Below are 26,234 nucleotides of genomic sequence, written 5' to 3'. Positions count from 1 at the left end.
GCTTGGCGAACGGTGGCTATGGCAAACCATTGGTTTCGTCTTCGGCTCTTGGTGATGGCGCTGTTAGCGGCCGGAACTGACCCGGCGGCCTGCTGGGGGCAGGCGCGGCCGCGGCCGTTTGGCGTGGCTCAGGGCCTGCCCCAGAACGGTGTTTCGGACCTGGCCATTGATCCCGCCGGACGGCTCTGGGGCGGCACCATGGGGGGTGCCTTTCGCTACGACGGCCAGCGCTTCGAAACCTTCGGCCCGCGCCAGGGCCTGCCCACTACCCAGATCATGGGACTGGCCACCGGCCCCGACGGCACCGTGTGGCTGAACCACTTAGAAGGCCGGCTGAGCTGCTACCGGGCCGGCCGGGGGCGGGTGTTGCGCCGCTTCAACGGCCAGCTCGGCGGGCCACGCTACCTCTGGGCCGGCGCGCTGCCCGGTGGCGGCACCGACCTCTGGCTGCTCAGCGAGCACGACGAGCTGCTGCGCCTGCGCCTCGGTCCCGGCCCCGACACTACCCTGACGCGCTACGCCGCCGCCGCGCTGGGGGTGCCGCCCGGCACGGCTTTCGCAGGCCTGGGGCCGGGGCCGGACGGGCAGCTTTGGGTGGTGTCGGGAGCTGGGTTGTGCGTGCTTGACCGCCGCACCGGGCGCCGGCTGCCCGCCGCGGCCCCGCCCGTGCCGGCCGGCGCGGTGGTGCGGCGGACGTGGTGCGTAGCGGACACCCTGGCCTGGCTGGCTACCAGCCGGGGGCTGGTGCGGGCGCGCCGGGGCCCCGCTCAGCCTTGGCGTTGCCAGTTGCTGGGCGCCGCCCAGGGCCTACCCGCCGATAGCCCGGTTTATGCCGCTGTCCAGGACCGGGCCGGCCGAACTTGGGTTGAAACCAAAGCCGGCCTCTACGTAGGCCGCTCCGGCAGGCCCTGGGTCCTGGCCGATTCGGTGGCCGAGGCAGGGCACATGGCTACGCTGCTGCCCGATGCCGAAGGCAACCTCTGGCGGCGCACCGCCAACGGCCTCACCCAGTACCTGGCCGATGAGCAGTGCCAACGGGTCGGGCTCGCCCAGGGCCAGCCGCAGCCGGACGTCATGGCGCTAACCCCGGCGCCGGGGGGCAGCTGGTACGTGGGCGGCGTCAACGGGCTGGTGCGCTACTGGCCCGCCGGCCCGCGGCAGGCACCGCGCGCCGTGCGCATCGCCTTGCCCGGGACGTGGGCGATGGGCGCGATTAGCGCCGTGCTGGCCGACCGGCGGGGCGGGCTCTGGGTGGCCGCTTACTTGGAAGGCGTGGCCCGCTACGAGCCGGCCACCGGCCACTGGTGGGTGCCCCCGTGGTCGTCGCCGCAGGCCAGCCAGGCAGGGTTTGCCGAAGACGGCCGGGGCCGCCTCTGGCTGCGGGCGGCGGCGGGGGGCGTAACGTGCTACGACCCGGCCACAGACCGCGTCACCACCCACTCGCTCCAGCTGCGGCCCACGGATGCGCGGGGTGCGCACCGCTTCTTTTGCGACCGGCGCGGGCGGCTATGGGTGGCGGGCGGCTCCTATGGCTTGTTCTGGCTCGATGAGCCGGCCGGCGTGCTGCGCCCCGCCCCCGGCCTGCCCGACCCCGGCCGCGTGCCCCTCGTCATTGAGGCAATAGCCGACGACGCGGCCGGCAACCTCTGGCTGGGCGTGGGCGGCGACGGGCTGCGCCGCTACGACGGCCACCGGCTGTGGCCGGTGTCGGCCGGGGCCAGCGGCCCGGCGCCCACCAGCGTGTGGGCTTTGCCCAACGGGCACCTTTGGCTGGGTACCTTTCGCGGCCTCGACCTGTTCGACCCCGCCACCGACGAGCGCCGCCACTTCGGCGCAGCCGAAGGCCTGACCGACAACGCCTGCACGTTCGGGGCCCTGCGGCCCGACAGCCTGGGCCGGCTCTGGGTGGGGACCGAAGACGGGCTGTATGTGGTGGACCCCACCCGCGCCGCCGCCGTGCACCGCCCGCCCGTGCTGGAGCTGACCGGCCTGCGCGTGGGCCGCCGCGATACGGCCCTGGTGCCTGATTTGACCTTGCCCTACGACCGCAGTCAGCTCACCTTTAGTTTTATTGGGGTCAGCCTGAGCGACCCCAGCCAAGTGCGCTACCGCTACCGTCTGGTGGGCCTGCAAGCCGCCTGGCAGCCGCTCACGGCCCAGACCGAAGCTACCTTCACCAGCCTGCCCGCCGGCTCCTACCGCTTCGAGCTGCAAGCCGCCACCGCCGACGGCCGCTGGACTATCTGGCCCGCCGCCTACGCTTTCGTCATCCGCCCCGCGTGGTGGAACACGGCCTGGTTTCGGGGCCTGGCCGCGCTCGCGCTGGCCGCCGCCGGCTACGGGCTCTACCGGCTGCGGTTACGCCAGGTGCTGGCCGTCGAGCGCCTGCGCCTGGGTATCGCCCGCGACCTGCACGACGACGTGGGCTCGACCCTGAGCAGCATCTCCATCCTGAGCCAGCTCGCCGCCGCGCCCGCCGGCCCCGGTCCCCCTGGCCCGCTGCTCACCCAGATTGGCGAAAGCGCCCGCCAGACCCTGGCCGCTATGGACGACATCGTGTGGGCCATCAACCCCGCCCACGACCAGCCCCAGGACCTGAGCGCCCGCCTGCGCCGCCACGCCGCCGACCTGCTCGAAGCCCAGGGCCTGGCCCTGCACTTCGTGGCCGCGCCACCCCCGCCCGGCCTCAAGCTGCCCATGCAAACCCGGCGCGAGGTGTTCCTCATCTTTAAAGAGCTACTGCACAACACCACCAAGTACGCCCAGGCCGGCCAGGTGCGGGTGGCCTTGCGCTTTGCCCCGCGCCGCCTGGAACTGGAGCTGGCCGACGACGGCTGCGGCTTCGACACAGCCGCCCCCGCCCGGGGCAGCGGCCACGGCCTGCCCAACGTGCGGGCCCGCGCCGCCCTGCTCGGGGGCACCCTGGCCCTCGATACGGCCCCTGGCCGCGGCACCCGCTGGCGCTTGGTCGTGCCGGTGTAAAGGGTTTTAAGGGTAAGAGGGTGGGAAGGTAAGGAGGTAGGAGTGATTCTTAAACCTCTACCCTCTCACCTCCCTGCCCTAAAAATTCCTCCCCCCCTTTTATGTGATTGGCCGCCCGCCCGCGCCGTCGCATCTTTGCGGGCATGGAAACCGCGCCCATTCGCGTGCAGCTCTACGAGGACAACGCCGTGCTGCGCGCCAGCTTGGCCGTGCTCATCGGCGCGGCGCCCGATTTGCAGCTCACGGCCGCGCTCGGCCACTGCGGGCAGGCCGAGGCCGACGTGCGCCAGCTGCGCCCCGACGTGGTGCTGATGGACATCGACCTGCCCGGCCGCTCGGGCATTGAGGCGGTGCGCGGCCTCAAGGCGGCGGGCGAGCCAGCGCCGGCGGTGCTCATGCTGACCGTGTTTGACGACAGCGACCGCATTTTTCGGGCCTTGCAGGCGGGGGCCGACGGCTACCTGCTCAAGCGCACCGCGCCGGTCGACATCCTGGCCGCCATCCGGGAGGTGCGCACCGGCGGGGCCCCGCTCACGCCGAGCGTGGCCCGGCAGGTGCTGCGGTTTTTCGGAAGCGCCACCGGGCCGGGCCCGCCCGCGCCCGCCGGCCCGGCGGCCGAGGCCGACGCGGCCCACCTCACCGCCCGCGAGCAGCAGGTGCTCGGGCTGCTGGTAGAGGGCTTCAGCTACAAGATGATTGCCGCCGAGCTGGCCGTCAGCCTCGAAACCGTGCGCTCCCACATCAAGCGCATCTACGAGAAGCTGCACGTGCGCTCGGCCACCGAAGCCGTGAGCAAAGCCCTGCGCCAGGGCTTGGCTTAGCCCCATTTCCAACTAAATGGCTGCCACCGGCGCGCGGCGGCCGGCTTGCGGCGCGGCCAGCCGCGCACCAGCCGCTCAAAGCACCCTCCCATACTTATGGGATTGCGGGCCCTGGCCCAGCGCGGGACCTTTGCTCAACCGCCGGGCCAGGGCCGCCGGGACCACCTGATGGAAGCTCGTCTGGGTTCAGTGGTTTTCAGCTTGTGCAGGTGGGTGCCCGGGCCCGGCAGTTTCAGTTCGCTTAGAACTTACTCAAAAAACATGTTTGCTAGGCCCCGCCAACCGCCCGGATTTGAACTACTACCCGGCTTGGTTGGGCTGGCAGGCCAGAATTTTGAGGCCAAACCAGATGCGCTAGGTCAGCCCGGAGGAGTATTTATTAACGCCCATAAATTTTAATTTTCCATGAAAAAGACGTTGACTTTCTTCTTGATACTTTGCCGGGCTGCTGGCCGGCGCGGGTTGCTGGCCGGGCTGCTGCTGCTGAGCCTGGCGGCGCAGGCTCAGTTTTCGACCACGGCGACCACACCGTTTTTCGTGTGCAACGCGCCCGGCAACCAACTGGGCGTGCAGGCCTTTGCCGACGGGGCGGGCGGTTCCTACGCCGTCTGGATTGACCGGCGCGGGGGCAACAATTCCGGCCCTGGCACGGCCCTCTACGCCCAGCGCCTCGACGCGGCTGGGGGGCCGCTGCTGGCCGCTGGTGGCCAGCGCCTGTTCCAGACACGGGGCCGGGAAATCTGGGGGATGCGGGCCGTGGCCTGGCGCGGCGGGCTGCTGGTGGCCTGGGTGCAGGGTGCCTTCAGCGTGGGTAGCGACAGCGTGCGCTGCCAGTTTTATGATGCAGCCGGCACCCCGCAGTGGGCCGCACCTACGCTGGTGGCGTCCGGCACCGAGGTCAGCGAGCAGGGCCTTACCATCCTACCCACTGCCACCGACGCCACCATCACCCACGCGCTGCTCCTAAGCGGAGGCAGCGCCCGGCTGGCCTTCAACCGGGTGAACGCGGCCGGGGTTCTGGCCCTGCCCCTCAACGGCCAGCAGTTGTCGGTGGCGGGCGGCGCCTTCAGCCCCAACACCTACCGGACCGTGGGCGACGGCGCCGACGGGTTTTACGCGGTGGCCAGCAGCGGGGGGATCGGCGACGCCATCTACGCCCAGCGCTTCAACGCGGCGGGCACGGCAGTTTGGGCCAGCAGCGCCACCATCGCGCCGGTCGGCAACGCGGGCCGGGGGTCGGACTGGCTGCCGCTGGTGGACCCAGCCGGCAACCTGTACGTGGCCTGGACTTCGAGCGGCGGCGACCCGCTGGCGGCCAAGGTACTGCCCGGCGGCGCGCTGGGCTGGGCCGCCCCTGGCTACGTAACCCTGTGCACGTTTGCCTCGCGCCAAACCAACCCCCACGCCATCTGGCACAGCAACGCGCTGTGGATGGTGTGGGAAGACAGTCGGGCGGGCGCGGGCAATTTCGACTACGGGGTGTATGCTCAGAAAATAGACGCGGCCGGCACCCCGGCCTGGGACCCCGCCGGGGTGCCGCTGTACGCGCCGCCGGCCGGCTACCCGCGGCCCAAGCTGGCCCCGTCCGACAACGGCGCGGTGCTGGCTTTTTTCCAGACCGATACCAACTTGGCCAACTTCCGCGCCCAGAAGCTGCTGCCCACGGGCGGGGTCGGGTTTGCCGTGGATGGGGTATTGCTCAACTCGGTGCCGAGCGCGAGTATCAACACGGCGGCCGACAACCGGGTGAACCTGCTGGACTACGTGCCCGTGGGCCAGCCCAACGGCGCGGTGCAGGTGTTCTGGGCCACGATTGGGGTGGCACCCACGGGCCAGGACATCAGCGCCGGCCGGGTGCAGAATTCGGGCTCGCTGCTGAGCACAGCCAGCCGGGCAGCCGCCGCGCTGGGCTTCGGAGTGTATCCGAACCCCGCCGCCGATGAGCTGCGCCTGCGCTACCCGGCCGCCGGCCCGGCCCCCACCGGGCTGCACCTCTACGACGCCCGGGGCCGCCTGGTACGAACGTTTGCCGACGGGGCCGCCGCGCTGCCCCTGCACGGGCTGCCGGTGGGACTGTACGTGCTACGTGGCACCGTGGCCGGACAGGAAGTGAGCTGCCGGGTGACGGTGGAGTAGAAAACTTCCCTCCTTACCAACCGAAGGTCAGCGTAGCTAAGGAGGTGACGTCGCCGCTTTGCTGAAACGGGGGTGGCTGCCCTCGTATCGGCCCCCCGCCCAAACCCGCCGTTGAAAATTGATTGAATCACTTACAAAACCAAACCCATGAAACAAGAAATCTTCCTCTCGCTAGCGGTGGGGCTGCTGTTTTCGGGCTACGCCCAGGCGCAGGGTACCCCGCGGCAGCAAGCGCAGCAGCAGCTGGACAAGATTCAGACAACCATGAAGGCCAATCGGCCGGGCACCGTGGCTACCAGCGCCACCGGCTACACGATGAGGGCCAAAGTGAATGGTAAAAGCTGGGTGGCCGATGCCATGCTGCCGCCGAAGGATGCAGCAAGAATTCTCGGTTACTACCGCCAGGAATACATCGGCTTGCAGTTGCCTTATCCTACCATTGGGGGTGGGAGGTACATCCCAAAATACTTGGTAGTAGGGAAGAAAACCCCGCTTGTCCAAAAAACCATTGATTTTCTTCCGCTCACCGCAACGTCCGAAGATGGAACCCTCAAAGGGGAGATGGAAATCACGAAAGTGACTAGTCAATGGGTAGAGGGCAAATTTTATTATACGTCGATAGGCAATAAAACCGGCAGTAAAAGGACAGTGACGGACGGGTTTTTTCGCTTTCCGTATCCGTCGAATTGACGGAATCAGCGGGTGAAGCCATCTACCGAGTGAAGCTGTTTGGAAGGCCTTCGAAACCTTTGGAACGTCATGCCAAGCGGGCCCGCAGCAGCTCTACCGCAGGAGTACGAGAGAGTACTTGCGCGGTAGAGCCGCTGCGCACCGAACTGGCGGGCCGGCCCGTGAGCAGCCGCGTGGCCGTGGCCGAGTGAGGCCCACCCCCGCTCCATGCCACCCGATTTTATCCACCGGGGTACGGCCCTGTTGCTGTTGTTTTGGCTATCCCGGCTGGAGCAAGCCCAGTTGATGGACCTTGGCCCGCGCCCCCCGTTCACCGGCCGGGGCCGACAACGTGAGCGCGGCCCTGCTCGGCCGCGCCACGGGATGGCTCGTGTAGCAAACCGGTCAGCCGGCCACTGCTGCACCCCGGGCACAACCTGGGGGCGCAACCAGACCATCCGGCAAAACAGCGCCAGCTTCAATGTGGCGGGCAGCGGCACGGGAAGGGGCGTGGCCTACGGCGGGCCGGGAGTGGAAAGACGTTTGCTGGACACCTTGATTCTTTGACTAGCTATGAAGCGCTTACTCACTTTCTTGCTGCTGTTCGTGGCTGCGACCGGGCGGCCCGCAGCGGCCCAGGACGTTACCAACGCCGGCGGCACCCTGGCCCTCGCCAACGGGGCCGTGCTGGCAGTACCCGACGCCCTGACCAACCGGGCCGGCGGCACGTTGGACCTTGGCACGGGCGGCCAACTGCGCGTGGGCGGCGACTTCGTGAACGCCGGCACCCTGATGCCCGGCACGTGCGCGGTGCTGCTCGTCGGCCCCGCGGCCCAGACCCTGGACCTGAACGGCGCGGCCCTCTACGATCTGATAGTGAACAACCCGGCGGTTGTCGCGCCCGCCGTGGCCGTGCCGACCAGCGCGACCGTAACGCACCAGCTCACCCTCGCCGCCGGGCTGGTGCGCACCGCCGCCCTCACCCTGCCCGACGGCGCGGCGCTGCTCGGCGAAACCAGCGCCCGCTACGTGGCCGGCAACCTGCGCGCGGCGCGCGGCGCGGTGGGCGGCACGGGCTTCGTGGACTTCGGCCACGGCTTGCGCCTCGACCCCGGCGGCAACGCCCTGGGCAACGTGTCCGTGGTGCGCACCGCCGACCTGCAGCTGGCCAACGTCAGCTACGGTGTGAACCCGCTGGACCCCACCAAAAAGGGCATCGACCAAGTGTGGCGGGTGTTGCCGGCCACCCAGCCCGCCGCGCCGGTAACGCTGGAAGTGCGCTGGCTGGCGGCCAACGACAACGGCCTGACCAACTTCACCGGCGCCCAGCTCTGGCGCCGCAACGGCGCCGGCTGGGCGCCGGTGGGCCCCGCCGCCAACGCCAGCGGCCGCGTCCTGACCCAGGCCGTGGCTGGCGCCCTCGACCAGTTCACGGTAAGCGCGGCCAGCGCGCCGCTGCCCGTGGAGCTGGTGGCTTTCGGGGCGGTGCGCGTGGGCGAGGCGGCCCGCCTGTGCTGGCGTACGGCCAGCGAGCAAAACAACGACTACTTCGGCGTGGAGGTGAGCGTGGACGGGCGCGGCTTCCAGCAGTTTGCGCAGGTGGCGGGCCAGGGCAATGCCAGTGCACCCACCGACTACGAGCGGCTCGACCCGAACCTGCTACGCTACGGCACCGCGGTGGTATACTACCGCCTGCGGCAGGTGGACCGCGACGGCACGGCCGACGGCTACCGGGCCGTCAATTATGCCCAGCTCGCGCCCGTGCTCATCGAGGCCATCAAGGAGCTGAAGGCCGGCAACGACGCGGCCCGCGCCGACCGGGCCGAGACTACAACAGCCGCCTTTGAGCATCGTCTGCGGGCGCTGGAAGCCGGCGGGGCACGGGCCCAGGCCAGCCTCCGCTAAGTCGACCCCTGCCCATGCTTCATTTTCACCGCTTTGCCATGAGACACCTCAGCCCTCTCTTACTCGCCCTGTTGTTGCTCCTGCTGCTGGGACGCGCGGGCCGCGCCCAATCGGTGGGCATCGGTACGACGGTCCCCGACGCGTCGGCCGCGCTCGACGTGCGCTCCACGACGGGCGGGGTGCTGGTGCCGCGCCTGAGCCAGGCCCAGCGCGCGGCCATCGCCGCCCCGGCCACGGGCCTGCTTGTGTTTCAGACCGACGGCGCGCAGGCGGGTTTCTGGTTCAACGCCGGCCCGCCCGCCGCCCCGGCCTGGGTGTTTATCAACCCAGCCGGCGGCGGGGCCGACAACCTGGGCAACGGCATCGCCACGACCCCCGTCAACCTGCAAGGCAACGCCCTGGTGGGCACCGGGGCCAGCATCGGCGGCGTGGGGCTGGGCGTGCGCGCCGACGGCGGGCTGAATATCGGGCAGAACGGGGCGGGCAACAACGTGCTGCTGGGCTACCAGGCCGGGCAAAGCCTGCTGCCCAATTCGAGTGCCGGCCTGGGCAACCGAAACCAGTTCAGCGGGTACCAGAGCGGGGCCAGCACCACCACGGGCAACCGAAATCAGTTCAGCGGGTACCAGAGCGGTTTCCGCAACACGACGGGCGACAATAACCAGTTCAACGGCCACCTGAGCGGCAACCGTAACACAACGGGCAGCTTCAACCAGTTCAGCGGTTCCGCGAGTGGCTATAGCAACACGGCGGGCAACAACAACCAGTTCGACGGCGTCGGGAGCGGCTTTTCTAACACGACGGGCAACCAAAACCAATTTACCGGCTACCAAAGTGGCAACAGCGCCAGCACAGCCAACCAGAACCAGTTCAGCGGCTACCAGAGCGGCTATAGCAACACCTCAGGATCTCCCAACCAGTTCGATGGCTACCAAAGCGGCTATAACACCACCATCGGCAACCAGAACCAGTTCAGCGGTTTTGGGAGCGGCTTTAAAAACACCACTGGCAGCGGCAATCAGTTCAGCGGTTTTGGGAGTGGCTCCAGCAACACGACGGGCAGCAACAACTGGGCCTTCGGCTACGGTGCCGGCCCCACCACGGGCGACCTGACCAACGCCGGGGCCATCGGCTACCGAGCCCAGGTGAGCGCGAGCAACAGCCTGGCGCTGGGCGGCACCGGGCCAAACGCCGTAAACGTGGGCATCGGCACGAGCAACCCCGGCCAGAAGCTGGAGGTGGTTGGCAGCGGGCTGTTCAGAGGCGACATAGCGGCCACAGGCAGCGTCAGCATGGGCTGGACCCAGGTGTCCGGCACGTACACGATGTTTTTCAAATCCTACGAAGGCTTTACCCTCACCTGCCCCAGCGGCACGCGGGTGATGGGCGGCGGCGGCGGCCACCGCGACAACATCATCGAAGCCACTGACATTACGGTCCATTACTCTGGCCCCGACCCCGCCGACCCCGAGCATAAGTGGCGCGTCATGATGAGCAACAGCGCGGATGTCGGACGCGTCGTCCGCGTCTATTGCAACTGCGCCCGCATCGCGCCCTGAGCCGGGCGTACCGGCCCGCGCGGCGGCCTTCGGTTTGGCTCGCCCGCTTGGTCGGCTGCCCGGTCATCAATCGGGACGCCGATGGTCATTCGGCCGTGGAGGGCGTCTGCTGCCGGGCCCAATTTCTTTTCACCCCCGCCCATGCTCTTCGCCTTCTTTCGCTTACTGGGCCGCCTCTACACTTATGTAGCCACGCTCGCGGTGGCCGCGGTGCTGGCCGGGGCCACGGGAGCCGCCTGGCACTTCTACCAGGAAGCGCACCAGCGCGCCCAGCTCGAAGCCGCGGGCGAGCCGGTGACGGTGCGGGTGGAGCGCACCGACCGCGCATCCCGGCAGCCGTGGGACGCGCTCGGCAACTTCGTCTATGTGGGCTTTCACTACCAGGGCCGGCCCTACGAGGTGCGCTGCGTGGCCCCCGCGCGCTGGCTGGCCGCCGGCGACGAGCTGCCGCTGCTGCACGACCGGCGGCGCGATGTGTTCGGGCAGCTGGAGGAGGCTCCGACTCCCGGTCCCCGATTGCGCGTGTCGCGGCTCGTGAACTGGCAGGCGCTGCCCGATTTTTCGGCCGAAACGCGGGCGCTGCTGGGGCTGGGGCTGGCCGCGGGGGCGCTGCTGGCGGTGGTCGGCGCGCTGCTACATGCGCTCACCGGGTGGCGGGCACCCGCGGGGTTGGTTCGGCCGGTGGGAGTGACGGCGCTGGCGGCCCTGGCCCTGTACCTCACCTACGACACCGCCCAGTATTATCGCTACGCGGCGGCCCTGGCCCGCGAAGGCCAACCCCTGACGGTGGCCGTACGGCGGGCCGAGCGCCACATCGACCGCCGCGTCGGCCGGCGCAAACACTACCGGTGGTGGCGCACCTACCAGTACACGGTCACATTCGACTACGCGGGCTGGGGGCGCGAGGTGGCCATCGAGGAAACCGACTACGACCGCCTGCGGGCCAGTCCCAGTGCCTCACTGGCCGTGCGCTATGCCCCTGCCTACGACGATTTCATCGCCGCCGGCTACGCCCCGCGCTGGCAGGCGCTGCTGCCGCCGCTGTTTTTCTGGGGGCTGCTGGGCTGGATGCTCTGGCCGGGCCGCCGGGCGGTGCCGCAGCCTCAGCCTTAAGAGTACCTAACAAAACCGGTATGCGTATGCTGGTGGTATGGAAAAGCCGTTAGTTAATGATGAGTTATGGGCCGTAGTAGCCCCGTTGCTACCCGTTTCTCCACCGCACCCGAAAGGCGGCCGGCCGCGGGTGGAGGACCGCGCCGCGTTAAGCGGTATTCTATTCGTGTTGCGTAGCGGCATTCCGTGGGAGATGCTGCCGGCCGAAATGGGCTGTGGCTGCGGCATGACGTGTTGGCGGCGTTTACGCGACTGGCACGAAGCCGACGTGTGGCAGCACCTGCACCAGGTCTTGCTGGACCGGCTCAGCGTCGCCGGCCAACTCGACTGGTCCCGCGCCAGCCTAGACGCGCAAAGCCTCCCGGCCGCACAAGGGGGGCGCAGACCGGTCCCAACCCCACGGACCGCGGCAAACCGGGCGCCAAGCGCCACCTGTTGGTAGACCGACGCGACACCCCGCTAGCCCTGCAACTGAGCGCCACCCAGCATGACTCAACCGTGTTCGAAACCCTGCTGGATGCGGTCGAGCCTGTCCGCCAAGCCCGCGGACGGCCACGCAAACGCCTCATCAAACTGCACGCGGACAAAGGCTACGAGTACCGAAAATGTCGCTTGGCACTGCGCAAACGCGGCATAAAAGGCCACATCGCCCGCCGTGGTATCGAGTCCAGCGAGCGGTTGGGCCGCCACCGCTGGGTCGCCGAGCGCACCTTCGCCTGGCTCAACCGCTTCCGTCGCCTGCGTGTGCGCTACGAACGCCGCGACGACATCCTCCTCGCCTTTACCAAGCTCGCTTGTGCCCTTATTACTTTCGGAGCCGTCAAACGGTTTTGTTAGGGGCTCTAAATCGGGCACTAACCGACGCTGGAATTTTGAAAAAAGCGTTTCTAGTGGGTTTGGGAGAGTTTTAGCACTTGTAGAGTCGGGATGGGCGGGGTACTTTATTCCTTACACGACCACAGAAAAGGCCTCTAGCTTTGCGCTAGAGGCCTTTTTTTGTTGAAAATTGCTTTAGCTTTTCCTGGCGGAGCCGCTTCGCTTAAACATTGTCGCTCCTAAGAAAGCAACTTAGCCTGGTGGGCGGCATTGATGATGGCGGGCGCATTCATGATGGTAGCTAACACAAACTCTTTGGTAGCTTCTTTCAACTCATCCTTGCTGATGTCGCGGGCTTCCTCCCGGACCAGGTCGCTCATGGTTTTGAAAGCACGAGTCAAGGTTTTCCGTTTCGGCCGCTCCGTCTTAAGTTGCTCATATGCCAGCGCGATTTGAGCATTGATTTTCACTCGCCTCGTGTGGAATACTGACTCATTCGCCACGTGCGGCTGGATAGCGTCGAGTAGCTTGATTAGTGGCAACAACTTGGTTGCCGTGCTAACAACTGCTCCTTCTAGCCGTTGCCGCTTGCTGCTAGCCAGAGTTCCAGTGGCTTCAGCAGATGCCGGGGGAGTTAGAGTATTTCCCTCACTGCGGAGAAGGCCACTGTCTTCAGCCAGCAATTCATCATGACCTGAATACATGTCGCGTGGAATATGAAGCTTGATATGCATTCTAAAGTACTTGAAAAGCTTTGAATTTGCACACAGCAGAATGAGTGCTAGGTATTCTTCATTCTAGCAGTTCCTCTAAACAGGAGTTTATTGCAACGTGAACACTGGCCTCTTGCTCAAAATGATTTTTGTCCTCCGCCCATCGTCTGCTTGCTTTCTACAGTTCTCGTCTGTTCAGCAACCACAATTGGTGATGAAAGCAGTTGACGCGCAAGATGCCTTAGTTTCATTTTTGGATTTGGCTCCCAATTCCGGAATTTTTTCCTACTGTTGACGTTAGAACAAGCACCTGTTCCGCTCAATACAACCGCTTGCAACCGTTATGAATTTGATAGCCTATCGTCCTGAATACCGCATTTATCTGGATGAGGCGAACAATCATCTTGTGTTCGAGCGGCTGGAAGAACTCACCTTGGCACCTAGTCTGCCGGGTTACCTGAGCGACTTGCAACGAGCCATTGAGCGGCTACAACCGAGCTTCACCATGCTCTGTGATCTGCGGCGTACGCTTGGCCCCAACCTGCGCCTTCTTTCTCTGTTTCGCGCTGGCCGGCGCTTGCTACACGAAGCTGGTATCGGCGTGCTCATCGAACTACACCCGCCCGCGCCTACTATGCAACAGTTGAGTCGGTTGCTGCAGGAAGAGTCGCCGGTGCAGGTACGGCAATTCACTAATCCGGCCGAAGCGGAGGCTTTCCTCTTTCAGTTCCGGATGCGGATGGCTTGCTAACAAGCCGCCTGTTCGGTGCGATGTAGGGTTGCGGCGGCGTGCCTATCTTTGTGGCAGTTGTGACAGCTTGGGCCAACGTTTTGCCCCGGTAGGTTGTTATAACAATGGCCTCAAGGGCCGTTTCTTGTACTCACTCTTTGCTGATGAATTCCATTTCCACCGATATCTGCATCATCGGGGCCGGCCCGGTGGGGCTGTTTGCTGTGTTTGAAGCCGGCTTGTTGAAGTTGCGCTGCCACGTGGTTGATGCGTTGCCCCAGGTGGGCGGGCAGCTCTCCGAAATTTACCCGAAGAAGCCCATCTACGATATTCCCGGCTTCCCCGATATTCTGGCCGGTGATTTGGTGCGCAACCTGATGCGCCAAATTGAGCCCTTCCACCCTACTTTCACGCTGGGTGAGCGAGTGGAGCGTTTCGCGAAGCTGGAAGATGGCTCGTTTCAGCTCTTCACCACCGATGGCACCGAGATTATGTGCAAGGCCATTGCCATTGCGGGCGGCCTCGGTTCGTTTGAGCCCCGCAAGCCAGCCATCGAAAGCCTGGAAAACTTTGAGAGCGGCAAAGGGGTGTACTATATGGTGCGGGACCCCGAAACCTTCCGCGACCAGCGCCTCGTCATTGCTGGCGGCGGTGACTCAGCCCTCGACTGGACCATCTTCCTGGCTGATGTGGCCAAGGAAGTAACCCTCGTGCACCGCGGCACCACCTTCCGCGGCGCCGCCGACTCGGCCGAGAAAGTAAAGCACCTGCACGACGCCGGCAAAGTGCGCCTCGTGCTCAGCAGCAACGTGACCCACGTACACGGTAACGGACAATTGCAGGCCGTTACCATCACGGCCAACGATGGCGCTACCGAAGACCTGCCGGTGGACTCGTTCATTCCGCTGTTCGGCCTCACGCCCAAGCTCGGCCCGATTGAAGACTGGGGCCTGGAGCTGGAAGACAACGCCGTGAAGGTGAATACGCTGGACTACTCCACTTCGGAGCCCGGCATCTTCGCCATCGGTGATATCAACACCTATCCTGGCAAGCTGAAACTGATTTTGTGCGGCTTCCATGAGGCGGCTCTTATGTGCCAGGGTGCCTTTAAGTACATCAACCCCGACAAAAAGTACGTGCTCAAGTACACCACTGTGAACGGGGTACCAACTTTATAGATGAGTGAATGAGCGAGTGAGTGAATGGGTGAATTCTCTAAACCACCTTCACTCATTCGCTCATTTACTCATTCACTCATTGAAAAAAGATGACCGACGAAGTACGCGTATATGTAGAAGAGGCGCCCGGTAAGCGCACGGAAGTAACGGGCCCCACCGATATGGGCCTGAGTTTAATGGAGCTGCTCAAGGCCAGTGGCTACGATATTCAGGCTACTTGCGGTGGCATGGCGCTGTGCGGCACCTGCCACATAGAAGTGCTGGCCGGCCCGGCTTTGGACGAGCCTTCCGACGACGAGCTAGCCATGCTCGAAAGCCTGCCCGTCATGAGCCAGGGCAGCCGCCTTTCCTGCCAGATTCGCATCAATGAGCGCCTCGACGGCCTGGTGCTGCGCCTAATGCCCCAGACAACGTAGCCTCGATTTCAAACACAACGCAAAAGGGCGTTTCCAGAGATGGAAACGCCCTTTTGCGTTAAGGCTGGCGTGATTAACGACGACGGCTAGATTTCTTCTTCGTGGTGGTCTTGCGCTTGGCAGAAGAAGATTTGTGCACGGTCTTCTTTTTGCGGGCCGTGGTGTGGTGGCGCGAAGAGGAAGAAGTCCGACGGTGATAGGTGCGGCGGTGCGCGGCGGCCGGGGCTTTGGCTTCGGTGGCTTCCGGCGCCTTGGCTTCCAAGGAGGCTTCCTCGTTGCGAGCCGAGACATCAGTGGCACCAGTACTTTGGGCGGCGGCTTCTTCCAGCGCGGCGGCTCGGAGAGCAGCGGCCTGCTTGCGGCGGGCGGGCATCAGAAAGTCCCGCTCGGCCCGCTCCTGAGCCGATAGCTTTTCTTCACCGGGCAGCGTGGTAGGGGTAACAGAAGTGGTTTTCTTTTCGCCTTGGGCCAACACCGATGCGCTGCTCAAGAGCAGGCCGGTCAGCAGTAATATGAGTCGCTTCGTCATTCCAGATGGGCTAAAGGGAACCACAAAGCTACTGCGTGCCTCTTGTAAACTCAAGGCCCGCTGCATTCTAATTAGTCCAAAGCCCATTCCGGCTCGTTCAAGGGTGCTTTTTTCTGATAAAAAACTATGTGCTTCTTGCATCGGGCAGGAACGAGTTGGTTTAGGGCTGCGGCGCAATCTGGACCCGCGTACCCGCCGAATGAGCTGTAAACTCCGGGGCGTAGAGGCATTGCAACTGCGAGAGGCCGCCGCTGAAATCGCCACTCTGGGCGGCGCGCAGGCGGTATTCGAAAGTGTGAGTGCCTTTGGGGAAGTAGCTCATGAAGAAGTTGGTAGCGGCATCGCGGGGGCTTTCGTAGTAGCCTAGCCCGCCCTGGTAACGGTAGCCGGAAGTCTGCGAAATCAGCTCCAGGCCAGCGGCCCGCTGATCTTTGAGGTGCACGTACTCCAAGTCCCGGTCGGAGCGCAGCACGAGGCGCACCACCAGCACGTCCCCAACGCGCAGGGGCGTGGTGGCGGTGAGGCGTTCGAGCGTGGGGCCGCCGGTGGTGCGCTGCTCGCGATAGAGCTGGCGTTCCAGTTGCAGCGGCGTGGCAGCGGGCGTTATCTTATCCAGCTGCTCGAAGTACTGCCAGTAGAGCGCACCCCAAGCTACGCCAGTATCGGTTTTCTTGAGCGTTACTTTGCCCTGGGAAGGCTTGATGTCGGCGGCGGGCCAGCTGGTTTTGAAGTAGCCGGTGCCGGCCTGCTCTTTGGTAGGCTGCACGGACGCGCCGCCTACTGTCACCTGAATGGGCTGGACGGGTTGCAGCCAGTCGGAGCCGCGCAGCAGCAGGACGTAGCAAGCATCGGCGGTGGCGCGGGTGCTTTCCCAGTTCTGAGTTTGCTTCTGCTTGAGCAGCCACAGCTTCATCTCGTGCACGGCTTTCTGGTCGTTGCGCACTTCATCGAACGCCTCGATAAGCGTGGCTTGGGTTTCGGTGGGGGCCTCGCGCCAGTAGTAGCCACCGCGCACTTCCTTCCAGTACATGCCTAGCTCGTCGCTGTGCAAGGCGTTTTCGGCCAGGGCCGTGAGAATGTTCTTGACGGCGGTGGGCTGCACTTTCTGCCGGTTGAGGGCCAACGCCGTTTGGGCCTGTAGATAGCGCGTCTGCTGCTGCCAGAACGAAGCGGCCTGCTCCTGATAATAGGCGGCCGCGGGCCGGGCTGCTGAGGCTACGGGCTGCGCCGTCCAGAAGCTGCGGGCGTACAGGGCCTGAATATGAATGTCCGACAGGTGGTTTTGCTTCAGGTTTACGCCTTTCTGCTTGCGCAACTCGGCGTAGTCGCGCTGTAAGTGGCTGTCGAGGTAGCCGAGGGCGCTGTTGAGGAGCTGGCGGGCTTGCTCGTTTTGCTGCACGTCCAGCGCACCTAGCTTTTGCAGCTTGCCAAAACCGGCGACAATGAGCTGGGTGATGTACTGGTCGTCGGGCATTTGCTCGAACCACGGGAAGGCGCCGTTGGGTTGCTGCATCTTGGCGAGCTTGGTGAGGGCGCGGGCCGTTTCGGCCTTCAGGCGCGGCTCGTCGAAGAGCGTTGTGAGGCGGCGCATCCGCTCCGTGTCCGACTGTGCGTCGCGGACCCAGGGTGTTTCTTGCAGCAGCAAGGCTTTCAGCTCCTGGTTTTGTTCGAGTTTGCTGGTGAGGGCGGTTTTGTCGCCGGCCTGGGCGGCGCGGGTCCACTCGGCCAGCACGGTTTTGAGGCGCGGATTGCTTTGCAGGATTTTCGCGGCCAGCAGGTTGGCGTAGAGCCGGCTGAATACCTGCTCCGAGCACTCGTAGGGGTACTCCATCAGGTAGGGCAGAGCCTGCACGGCATACCACGCCGGGTTCTGCGTCATTTCCAGCGTGAGCGAGTAGTTGCGGCGCGTGGGCGAGGTGGTGCTAATCAGCTTTTTCAGCTCGAACTCTCGCGTAGCCGGCCCCACGATGGGCAGCGGCAGGCTCTCCGTCACGAGCAGACGGTTGGGCAACACGGGCAGCGTGTTTTCCTCGCCGTCGCTGAAGGTTGCTTGCTGATTGTTAGTTGTTGGTTGTTGGTTTTTCGTTTTTGGCTTCCTGCCAATTTTTAATTTTTCATTCTTAATTCTTAATTGGCTCTGGGCTACTACGCGGTAGGTTATGGCTTCGAGTGCCAGCTGGCCTTCGGCGGTTTCGGGGATGATGAGGTTCCAGCCGAGGGCGCTGCTTTGGTTGGCTTTGAGGTCGAACGAGAGCTGGGCATCGCCTTTGAGCAGCTTGCCGTCGAGGGGTTGCTGGGTGCGGGCATCAAGCAGGAAGAGCTGGGCGGTGCCGTGCATGGGTTGGTCAGTGAGGTTGCTGAGCTTAGCAGTGAGCCGCAGCTGGTCGCCCTCCCGGAAGAAGCGCGGGGCGTTGGGCGTCACTTGCAGCTGTTTTTGCGTCACCAGGTTCCGGCGCAGCAGGCCGGAGTGCAGCTGCTGGTCGTGAGCGAGGGCCAGCAGCTGCCAGCGCGTCACGGCTTCGGGCATCTGAAATTCGAGCACCGTTTCGCCTTTGTCGTTGGTGCGCAGGTCGGGCAGCCAGAAAGCCGTTTCCCGAAAATCCTGGCGGGCCTGTACGCCGGAAAGGTCGGCTTGGGGCTGGTTGGGTTTATCAGGTTCATTCCGACGCTCTGCGGGAGCAGCCGAATCGGCCACTTCACGGAGTACCATACTAGGCGCTGGCGCCGCCATGACCGCCCTTCTCGGGGCTGCATCGGACGCACTTTCTCGCTCCAAGCCATCCGAAGACCCACTTGCGCTTCCACCTATAGCCATGTTCCCATACACCTTACCCTCCAGCATACGCCTCCGAACCTGGGACTCATTGGTATTCTCTGCCTCGTCCCGCAAGGCTGTATAGCCCCATTTATTGAGATAAGGGTAGGCCAAGGTGGAGGGTCTTATTGGCTCGTCACGCTTATCAACCAGTACCCTCGACCCTGCCGTTCCGAAGCGGCCCGTCCAGGCCAGCATAGCCGGGTAATAGGGCTTAGGAAACGCCAAAGCAGCAAAAGAATGCGGGCGGAAAGCATCCAACGACTGATCGTAGAGCGTGGCTAGCAGTTCGGCAGCGGCGGGTTTGCCGTTGGCTTGATGAACGGTAACGCGCCACGTTTCTTTCTGGCCCGGCTGGAGCTTGTCGCGGAAGGTGGCGATGCTGAGAGCCAGCGGCGCGGGCGGTGCAGCTACCTGCATCGTAACCGAATGCGTGTAGACGCGGTTGTCGCGCACCTGCGTGAGGTGTACGTAGAGCTGCCCGCCGTCGAGAGCGGCGGGCGCTGTTACTTCTATCAGGCGCTGCTCACCAGCTGGTAGTGTGAGCCACTCGCGACGCATACCTTCCCCCCTGGCTTCCACTTCCAGCAACACGCGCGCTTGCGCTTCGGAACTGCCGACCAGAAATCGGGCCGCGCTGCCGGGCGCCACGCTGTCTTGCAAGCTCACAAACCAGTTGGGAGTGGGCAGGGGCAGCGTTTTGGCCGCGGCGGAGTAGAGCGTGAAAGCCTGTTCCGTTGTGGCAGCCGGCTGGCCGGCGTTGGCGGGCACCGTGGCTTGCAGCACGTAGCGGCCGGAGGCTTGCTGGGCCAGCGGCTTCGGCAGCCCCGCCAGCAGCGGCGACTTTTCGGTATCGAAGTCCTGGGTCAGGACGAGCGTGCGGGCCCAGGTGCTGTCGTTGTCTTCCCTGTCGTAGGCGTCCAGCGGGAATTGCCGCTTAAACTCCTCCAGGCTCAGCGCCTCCTGCTGCGACCGGTCTAGGGCACGGGGCCGCAGAGCACGCGCGGGCGGAGTGAGCCGGTAGAGCTGCAACTGCCCGCGGGCGGGCCGGGGCTCGCCCGCGGCATTGGTGCTGAATACGTTTAGCTCGGGCAATTTGTCCCGGTCTAGCAGAACTGGTACGTCCAGACGCAGCGAGAGGGCCTGGGAACCGAGGCTCACGCGCTGCTCGCCGGTGCGGGTTTCGCCGGCGGCATCGGTCACGTCGGCCGTTATTTCGAATTGGTAGCTCGGGTTGCCGCGGGATGAGCTCTGCTCCTCCCCTTTTGCCCCGAACGTAACAGAAAAGTTACCCTCCGCATCCGTTTGCGTGGTGCCGGAGAGAATTTCCACTTCTGGCGGGCCGTCGGAGAATGGGGTCCACCGGGAGCCGGCGCCGAAGAACGTCCAGAACGTGCGGCGCACCACGCGGTACTGCACGGCGGCTCCATCAATGGGCTGACCGGCATAGGCGGTAGCTTTGCCGCGCACGGTTACTTCCTGGCCCAGCTGCGGCGTGCCCGTCAGCGGCTCAAACGTGACCTGGAATGTGGGGCGCTTATAGTCTTCCACCGAAAACCCTACGCTGCCATACTCGGTTTGCAGGCTCATTTGACCATTGAGCAGGCCCGTGGGCAGGATAATTGAGCCGTGAAAACTGCCAAACTCGGAAGTGGTAAAAGCCAGGGTTTGCACCGTTTGGCCATTTACATCCACCAAGCGCACCGATACGGGTGACTTGGTGAGCAGCTGCGATTTTCCGGCGTGCGTTTCCGTCAGGATGCCTTTGAAGTAGAGCGTTTGACCGGGCCGATAGATGGCGCGGTCGGTGTAGAGGAAGCAATTGCGGGTGGACTCGGAGCGGATACTTTCCCGGCGAGGCCTGTAGTACGCTTCTTCCGTCACCGGCAGTGAGTCCTGGCCTTTGGTGAGCAGTACAGCACGTAACTGCGTGTGTTCGTCGCTGGTCAGGCCTTGCGTAATTTGCACTTGTCCTTCAGCATTGGTAGCTAAGGCATTGCCGCGTCGCTGCTTGTATTCCTGCGCCAGCCGGTCGTAATACTGAAATAAGGGTAGCACATTCACCCCGTCGAGCGGCTGCCCGCTCTGCCGATGCAGCACTAGCAGCTCTATCCCGCCCGTGAGACCATTACGCCGCACGTGGCTTAGCTCGCTCACCGCCAGGTGCGCGTAGGAGGTTATTACGCCAGCTTGTTCTTTGGCGGGGTTCGTGGCCGTGGTGCTCAGCACGATGAGATATTGCCCAAGCGGCAGGGCAGGCCCGGCCTGCTGCACCGTGTGCGACTTGTAATCCGTAGGCCCCGGCACCTCAAGCGTCCAGGCCGCAACCGGCTTGGAGGCCAAAGTACGAGCGTACATTCTTTGAAATTCGCTCTCACCGAGGCCATAGCGTAGGTTGAGCCGCTCTACAACCTGATCACTGCTCACGGGATAGGCCTTGGCGTAGAGCCGCGGCACGTTACGCACGGCCAGTCTGAGCAGCCAGGGCTGTTTCGGGAGCACCACTTCTTCGGTGGTAAAGCTCATCTCAACTGCCTCAATACGCTGCCGCAACACCCGCGCCTGTTGCGCCCCCCGCGACTTTGGGAAACGTTTTTCGGCCTGCAAGGCGATGTCGCGGGCCTTGGTGGGATCTTCTGTCTCTAGCGACGTAGCCTGCGAATACAAGAACTCCGTGCTGATGGGCAAGCTCTGGTAGGTTTCCGCCGCACGGGCCAAGGCCGCCCGGTACAGCGTTTCTTTATCACTCATCTTGGCGTACTGCACCACCAAGTGCAGGCGTTTCAACTCCACATCGGCCAAGGCAGCCTGGTTGCCGGACTCGGTTAGGCGGAAGGCCGTGAGCTGCTGTAAGACTTCCAGCGCGTGAAACTGGCCGTTGAGCGAATCGGGCTTCGGGGCTTCCAGGAGCAAGCGGGCAAAGTCGGAAGCGGAGCTAAAAAGCACCGGATTCTTCACCTCAAACTGGCTGGCCGGTGCGGTTACGTAATACTCATCGTTGCGCAGCCCGTCCACGGCCCGGTGAGCCAAAAGGTCGTAGAGTGTGGGGCGCAGGGTGCGGCCTTCGGCATCGCCGCCGTGTACGGCGTACCCTAGCTCAGCTAGCTTCAGCTGCTGCTGGCGCCGGGGCTCCTCGGTTACGGAGGCACGGTAATGGCGCACTATGGTGCTGCCGAGACGGGCGGCATCCCAGGTACGGATGTCGGCGGCGCTGGCATCAGTGGGGTCGGGGGCGTTAGCGCGGGTACGGTTATAGAGTTGGTAACGATGCCGTTGATAATAATTGGCGTAGAGCTGAGCCAACAGGCTGTGCAGGATGGGCCGGGCCGGAAACTGGGCAGTTTGCAGGTCGGCCTCTACCAGAGTAATGGCTTTTTCATCGGCTTCTTCCTCTTTAGCTTCGAGCAGACGCAGCTTGTAGAGCAGCGCCCGGAGGTATTCCGGCGTGTCTTGCTGCTGCCGGGCTTGCTGGTAGAGCGGCTCCAGCAGCTTGGCCGCCGAGGCCGTTTGGCTTTTAGCCAGTAGTTGGTCGATTTTTTTCCAGGTGGCAGCATTGAAGCCGCCGGGCGGGGTAGGTGCGGACGAACCAGTAGTAAACAGCATTAGTAGAGTGAATGAGAGGAACAGGAAGGAACGCATAAGCTTGAGGCAACTGAAGAGGCAAGTTGGCAAAATTCAGATGTCCAGCTCAGCTGGATTCCACACAGCCGCACAAATAATATTCTCGCTGTAAGCTCGTAGGTTCTACTGCTGGACTCATAGTGGTTTCTGTCTTCTGAGCTGGCTTCAGCAGTTGCTATGCTAAGCAGCGCCGCGTGACGCTGTATCTCTGCTCTTCTGAAAACGAGTCTCAACTCACTAAGCCCTTTGATTCACCAACGCTTAGCCTAAATCACTACTGAGGGCTGATAAGGTCTTACTATTAAGAACTATTTATCGCTCTATTCAAGTCAGTTACCTAGGTCAACTTATACTTTATCTGTCTGTCGTAATACTTGGCAGCCTTTTTGTCATGAGCCAGCCCTCACCATTTTTTCATTTTTTCTCATTCACTCTCTCATGAATTCAACTGTACTAAAGGGTCTGGTGACTGCAACATTATTGGTAGCTGGCCTTAGCGCGGCGCAGGCTCAGGTTAGCTTCGGCCCACGTGTAGGTCTAAATGCTACGAAACTTAAATATGACTTTGATGATGTTGATGATAAGCCAGAATCCAAGCTATTGTATGGCGCGCAAGTGGGAGTAGCCATGAACGCGCAGTTCGGTAATCTGGCCGTGCAGCCCGCCCTGCTATTCACCATGAAAGGCGACAAACAGAAATTCAACGACAGCGACACCGACCGTCAGGACGATGTGGTAATTGCTTATGAGTACAAGGTGTCATCGAAGACTCACTTAAACTACATTGAAGTGCCCGTCAACTTTGTGTATAGCACCAAAGGCGCCGAAGGTGGATTTCAGGTGTTTGCTGGGCCCTATGCGGCGTTTGGCGTAGGGGGCAAAGCTGAACTTAAATCCGAGGCGAAATACACGGCCACGTATAATGGTCAGGTAGTAGCTAGCGGCTCAGAATCGGATTCGGATGAGTCTTCCGTGAAATTCGTTGGCAAAGAAGGAAATGACGAGGATAAAGCGTATGTCCGCAACCTGGATTTAGGCTTCAACATGGGCCTTGGTTATAAAGTAGGTGGTATTCAGGCGCAGCTAGGCTACGGCCTGGGTTTAGGAAACCTCGTTCCGAATGACCGAGACGATAAAAAGCCGGAGGATAAAGTCCACAACCGTGGGTTCCAGTTTTCGCTGACCTATTTTCTAGAGTAACAGCTCATCTTAGCGCAAGAAAAAGCCTCACTGGTCTAACTGGCGAGGCTTTTTGCTGTCTATTGCTGCTCTTGGCTGCTCTTAGGCCGGGGCAGGCCATCCAGCACCCGCTCAGCCTGCACCACGTGGCGCTGTATATGGGCGATGAGCATTTCGGCCACGTCGGTGAGGCGTGGGTGCAGCAGCGGAATGATGGGGTTGGGAATGCGTATGGCATTGGCATTGACGTGGCGGGCTTGTTCGAGCAAGCTGCCTAGCTCGTCCAGTTGGCGGCCAAACACCTCTACCACCGTGCGCGGCAGCTGCGAACCGCTAGGCGCGTACTGCTGAGGAGTTTTCATACCTCCTTTCTTGCTGGCTGGCGTGCGCATGGCCTCAGTCATCTTGCGGCCGATGAAGCCACGCTTCACTGTGGCTGCCGGTGTGCTGCCCCTTTCCCGCGCCTGTTGCAGCTTGCGTGCGATGATGGGTAAGTAGAGTCCGCCCACGATGTTGAGGTGTTCCAGGCACTGCCCCACGCTCCATTTGTCGGGCCCGAGCCGGCGGTTGAGCTGCTCGTTGGTGAGGGGCCGAAAACGGCGCTGCATCACTTCACGCAACAGGGCCAGGTCGGCGGCTAAGCCATCGAAGAACTCAGGGGTGCGGGAGGCGGGCTGGCTCATGGGCGGGAAGCGGCGGAAGAGAAAAGCGGCCGGAAGAGACTGTAATGATACGCGCCGAGGGCCGCTTCGGCAATTACGGACGTTGCTTGACCGGGGATTCAACCCAATTTCCGGTACCTTGTCGGCATGCTTCGACTCGTATTTTTTGCCTGGTGCCTGCTCCTTGGCTCATTTGCGGCCAAAGCGCAAGCCGTGCCTAACCCTGGCGAAAATATTGCCTCCCTGGTTACGTTTGGCGCCCAGGCCGACAAAAGCTGGGGCGACGATGATTTCACGCAGGTCTTCTTTTTTCTGGTGCCGAAGCAAAACCGCGAGGCCGTGTACATCCGCGTATTCGACCCCGACTGCGGGGGCCAGTTCGATGAGAAACGCTTCGGCTGGAACACCACCACCGAGTTCAGCCTCTACGGCGGCCCCGGCGCGCACTCCGCCCCCGATGCCCGCAATCCGCAGCCGGGCGGCAGCTTCCGCGCCGGCACGCTCCTCAAGCAAGTGCAGTTTGGCGTAGACCCGAAGTATGACAACAAGTGGTACACTTTTGGGCCGCTCAACCCGCTGGAAGGCGAATACGTGCCCGATTTCGACGGCTACGTGTTCAAGCTCATTGCCCAAGGCAAAGCCGGCGACGATGGCAACCTGTACCGCTACTTTTTCAGCACCAGCGCCACGCAGAACATTGCCGTGGAGGGCGGCAATGCCTTCACTTACGAGTACGCCTTCCGGCTGGTACCCACGCCCCGCGCCGTGACGCACCTCTACCCCTTCGTCAACGACCGGGTGGTGAGCATCAAGCAAAGCAACTTTGACCTCGATGGCGACGTGAGCATCAAGATTTTCAGCGTGGCCAAAAATGGGCACCCGGCCCAGGTCAGTCAGGACAACGTATGGGCCCGCAGCGTGCATACCATCAGCGAGAAGGAGCACGGTCTCTCCCTCGACTTGCGCCTTACTTCCCTCTCGAAAACCGGCAACGACCTGGTGTTCTACGTCACGGACCAGTACGATACGGCCCTGCCGTTCTTTGCTATTCCGCTGGGTGGCCCGCCGCGCTATCGATACAACGTGGATGTAAAAATTAGGAAGTAGCGTACTGGTTCCGGCCGGCGGTCTTGTTGCTTTGTTAGAGGCGGCGTGAGAACACGCTTTTAGTTATCGGGATTTCTGTCTATACTGCTTGCACTATGTATTCTTTAGGGATTCACTATGCCTCTACCTACTCCTCGCGCGGTCAAGCCCAGCCCCAAGCCTAAGCGTCTGGCGGCCTCCTGGCGAACCGCACAGCGCCGCTACTTCGGTTTTTCGCGGCGCGAGACTTCCGGCTTCGTAGTGCTGCTGAGTGTGTTGCTGCTGTTGCTGCTGGCCCCGCCGCTCCTGTTGCCACGTCTGCCCCACTACGACCCCGCCGCCGACCAGCAACGGCTTGATCAGTGGGCCGCCGAGCTAGCCGCTCGCCATGAAGCCCGGCCAACGTACGCCAGCCGCTACCCCCGGCGCAAGCCGTACGAGAAGAAGCAGCGCGTGCCGCAAGTGCCCCTGGCGCCTTTCGACCCCAACAAATTTTCCGCTATTGATTGGCAGGCCCGCGGGCTGCCGGCCTGGCTGGGCCAGCGGCTGGTGAGCTACCGCAAGGCGGTGGGCGGTTTTCGGGCCAAAGAGCAATTGCGCCGCGCCTACGGCATGTCGGATACCACATATGCGCGGCTGGCACCCTACATGCAGCTTCCTGAACAGCTCCCGCCACGCACGTACGCCAGTCGTGCCGGTGGCGGCAACCGTTTCGAGGGTGCCCGGCCCGGCGACCCGGCAACCCCGAGTAACTATCCGCGCAAGCCGCGCAACCTTCAGCCGTTTGATCTGAACAAGGCCGATACCACGCAGCTCATGCAGATTCGCGGTATTGGGCGGGGCCTTTCGGCGCGGGTAGTAGCGTACCGGGAGCGGCTGGGCGGCTTTCGAGGAGCGGGCCAGCTAGCCGAACTCTACAGCCTACGCGACGCGCCCGATTTGGTGGATAGTCTGCGCAAATACACCTTCGTGCGCCCGGACTTCACCCCTACGGCCATCGATGTCAATAATGCTCCGTTTGAGATTCTTCAGGACCATCCGTACGTGGGGAAGCGTCTGGCCCGCGTCATCGTAGCCTTCCGCCAGCAGCACGGCCCCTTCCAGCAAGCCGCCGACCTGCGTCAGATTCGCATTCTGGACGAAGCCACGTACGAGAAGCTGAAACCTTACTTGAGTATTAAGTAAGACGAGTTGCGAAGTGCTAGCTGTGGAGCAGCGGGGCAGTATACCAGTAGAAAAGAAGTAACCTTACAAAAAATGCTTGAGAGCCTGCGTTAAAGCGGGCTTTCTTTTTTTCAGCAATG

20 protein-coding genes are annotated in these 26,234 nt (G+C 63.2%); 16 read left to right on the top strand and 4 right to left on the bottom strand.

The genetic code is table 11. The features are described from left to right. Window positions 1-18: 18 nt before the first annotated feature. The 10 genes from ACYSMN_RS13885 (at window position 19) to ACYSMN_RS13840 (ending at window position 12,022) form a co-directional block, all read left to right on the top strand. On the top strand, window positions 19-2,982 hold the full coding sequence (locus ACYSMN_RS13885; RefSeq protein ID WP_488924496.1) for a sensor histidine kinase: 2,964 nt from the start codon (window positions 19-21) through the stop codon (window positions 2,980-2,982). A 143-nt stretch (window positions 2,983-3,125) separates the two neighbouring features. Continuing rightward, on the top strand, window positions 3,126-3,803 hold the full coding sequence (locus ACYSMN_RS13880) for a response regulator (RefSeq protein ID WP_488924495.1): 678 nt from the start codon (window positions 3,126-3,128) through the stop codon (window positions 3,801-3,803). A gap of 405 nt (window positions 3,804-4,208) precedes the next feature. Continuing rightward, window positions 4,209-5,939, top strand: coding sequence for a T9SS type A sorting domain-containing protein (locus ACYSMN_RS13875; RefSeq protein ID WP_488924494.1), 1,731 nt, complete (start codon window positions 4,209-4,211; stop codon window positions 5,937-5,939). Window positions 5,940-6,086: 147 nt separating this feature from the next. Beyond that, entirely contained in the window at window positions 6,087-6,629 is a 543-nt protein-coding gene (locus ACYSMN_RS13870; RefSeq protein ID WP_488924493.1) for a hypothetical protein, read from the top strand. Between the two features lie 59 nt (window positions 6,630-6,688). Continuing rightward, window positions 6,689-6,820 carry a hypothetical protein gene (locus ACYSMN_RS13865; RefSeq protein WP_488924492.1) on the top strand — a complete coding sequence of 44 codons (132 nt, stop codon included), beginning with the start codon at window positions 6,689-6,691 and terminating at the stop codon, window positions 6,818-6,820. A gap of 16 nt (window positions 6,821-6,836) precedes the next feature. Continuing rightward, a complete protein-coding gene (locus tag ACYSMN_RS13860) occupies window positions 6,837-7,175 on the top strand; it encodes a hypothetical protein (RefSeq protein WP_488924491.1) in 339 nt (112 codons plus the stop codon). Window positions 7,176-7,181: 6 nt separating this feature from the next. After that, complete coding sequence (locus tag ACYSMN_RS13855; RefSeq protein ID WP_488924490.1) at window positions 7,182-8,513, top strand: hypothetical protein; 1,332 nt, start codon at window positions 7,182-7,184, stop codon at window positions 8,511-8,513. A gap of 38 nt (window positions 8,514-8,551) precedes the next feature. Then, window positions 8,552-10,072 (top strand): hypothetical protein, encoded by a 1,521-nt coding sequence (locus ACYSMN_RS13850; RefSeq protein ID WP_488924489.1) that lies wholly within the window; start codon window positions 8,552-8,554, stop codon window positions 10,070-10,072. Between the two features lie 81 nt (window positions 10,073-10,153). After that, window positions 10,154-11,185 (top strand): hypothetical protein, encoded by a 1,032-nt coding sequence (locus tag ACYSMN_RS13845; protein ID WP_488924488.1) that lies wholly within the window; start codon window positions 10,154-10,156, stop codon window positions 11,183-11,185. A 37-nt stretch (window positions 11,186-11,222) separates the two neighbouring features. Next, window positions 11,223-12,022 (top strand): IS5 family transposase gene (locus ACYSMN_RS13840; protein WP_488924487.1). Its coding sequence is split into 2 segments (ribosomal slippage): window positions 11,223-11,553 and window positions 11,553-12,022, totalling 801 coding nucleotides; the frame shifts between segments, so codons are not numbered across the junction. Between the two features lie 218 nt (window positions 12,023-12,240). Here the strand turns inward: ACYSMN_RS13840 and ACYSMN_RS13835 are convergent. Continuing rightward, complete coding sequence (locus ACYSMN_RS13835; protein ID WP_488924486.1) at window positions 12,241-12,546, bottom strand: hypothetical protein; 306 nt, start codon at window positions 12,544-12,546, stop codon at window positions 12,241-12,243. A gap of 511 nt (window positions 12,547-13,057) precedes the next feature. Here ACYSMN_RS13835 and ACYSMN_RS13830 point away from each other — a divergent pair. The 3 genes from ACYSMN_RS13830 to ACYSMN_RS13820 all read left to right on the top strand — a co-directional run bounded on the left by ACYSMN_RS13830 (window position 13,058) and on the right by ACYSMN_RS13820 (window position 15,038). Further along, window positions 13,058-13,465 (top strand): hypothetical protein, encoded by a 408-nt coding sequence (locus ACYSMN_RS13830; protein ID WP_488924485.1) that lies wholly within the window; start codon window positions 13,058-13,060, stop codon window positions 13,463-13,465. Window positions 13,466-13,608: 143 nt separating this feature from the next. Further along, window positions 13,609-14,622, top strand: a complete 1,014-nt coding sequence (locus ACYSMN_RS13825) for an NAD(P)/FAD-dependent oxidoreductase (RefSeq protein WP_488924484.1) — start codon at window positions 13,609-13,611, stop codon at window positions 14,620-14,622. Window positions 14,623-14,711: 89 nt separating this feature from the next. Next, a complete protein-coding gene (locus ACYSMN_RS13820; protein WP_488924483.1) occupies window positions 14,712-15,038 on the top strand; it encodes a 2Fe-2S iron-sulfur cluster-binding protein in 327 nt (108 codons plus the stop codon). Window positions 15,039-15,111: 73 nt separating this feature from the next. Here the strand turns inward: ACYSMN_RS13820 and ACYSMN_RS13815 are convergent, their stop codons facing one another. Further along, window positions 15,112-15,567, bottom strand: a complete 456-nt coding sequence (locus tag ACYSMN_RS13815) for a hypothetical protein (RefSeq protein ID WP_488924482.1) — start codon at window positions 15,565-15,567, stop codon at window positions 15,112-15,114. 160 nt (window positions 15,568-15,727) lie between these two features. After that, window positions 15,728-22,021, bottom strand: a complete 6,294-nt coding sequence (locus tag ACYSMN_RS13810; protein WP_488924481.1) for an alpha-2-macroglobulin family protein — start codon at window positions 22,019-22,021, stop codon at window positions 15,728-15,730. 420 nt (window positions 22,022-22,441) lie between these two features. Between ACYSMN_RS13810 and ACYSMN_RS13805 the strand changes: the two genes are divergently transcribed. Next, window positions 22,442-23,203 carry an outer membrane beta-barrel protein gene (locus ACYSMN_RS13805; protein WP_488924480.1) on the top strand — a complete coding sequence of 254 codons (762 nt, stop codon included), beginning with the start codon at window positions 22,442-22,444 and terminating at the stop codon, window positions 23,201-23,203. A 59-nt stretch (window positions 23,204-23,262) separates the two neighbouring features. Here the strand turns inward: ACYSMN_RS13805 and ACYSMN_RS13800 are convergent, their stop codons facing one another. Then, the gene (locus ACYSMN_RS13800) at window positions 23,263-23,865 is read right to left on the bottom strand and encodes a DinB family protein (RefSeq protein WP_488924479.1); all 603 of its coding nucleotides are present in this window, start codon (window positions 23,863-23,865) and stop codon (window positions 23,263-23,265) included. A gap of 126 nt (window positions 23,866-23,991) precedes the next feature. Here ACYSMN_RS13800 and ACYSMN_RS13795 point away from each other — a divergent pair, with 126 nt between their 5' ends. After that, window positions 23,992-24,951, top strand: a complete 960-nt coding sequence (locus tag ACYSMN_RS13795) for a hypothetical protein (protein WP_488924478.1) — start codon at window positions 23,992-23,994, stop codon at window positions 24,949-24,951. 117 nt (window positions 24,952-25,068) lie between these two features. Next, window positions 25,069-26,115, top strand: a complete 1,047-nt coding sequence (locus ACYSMN_RS13790) for a ComEA family DNA-binding protein (RefSeq protein ID WP_488924477.1) — start codon at window positions 25,069-25,071, stop codon at window positions 26,113-26,115. Window positions 26,116-26,234: the final 119 nt, after the last annotated feature.

Source organism: Hymenobacter sp. M1-2 (genome assembly GCF_057808495.1).
This window is presented reverse-complemented; position numbering and strand designations above follow the sequence as displayed.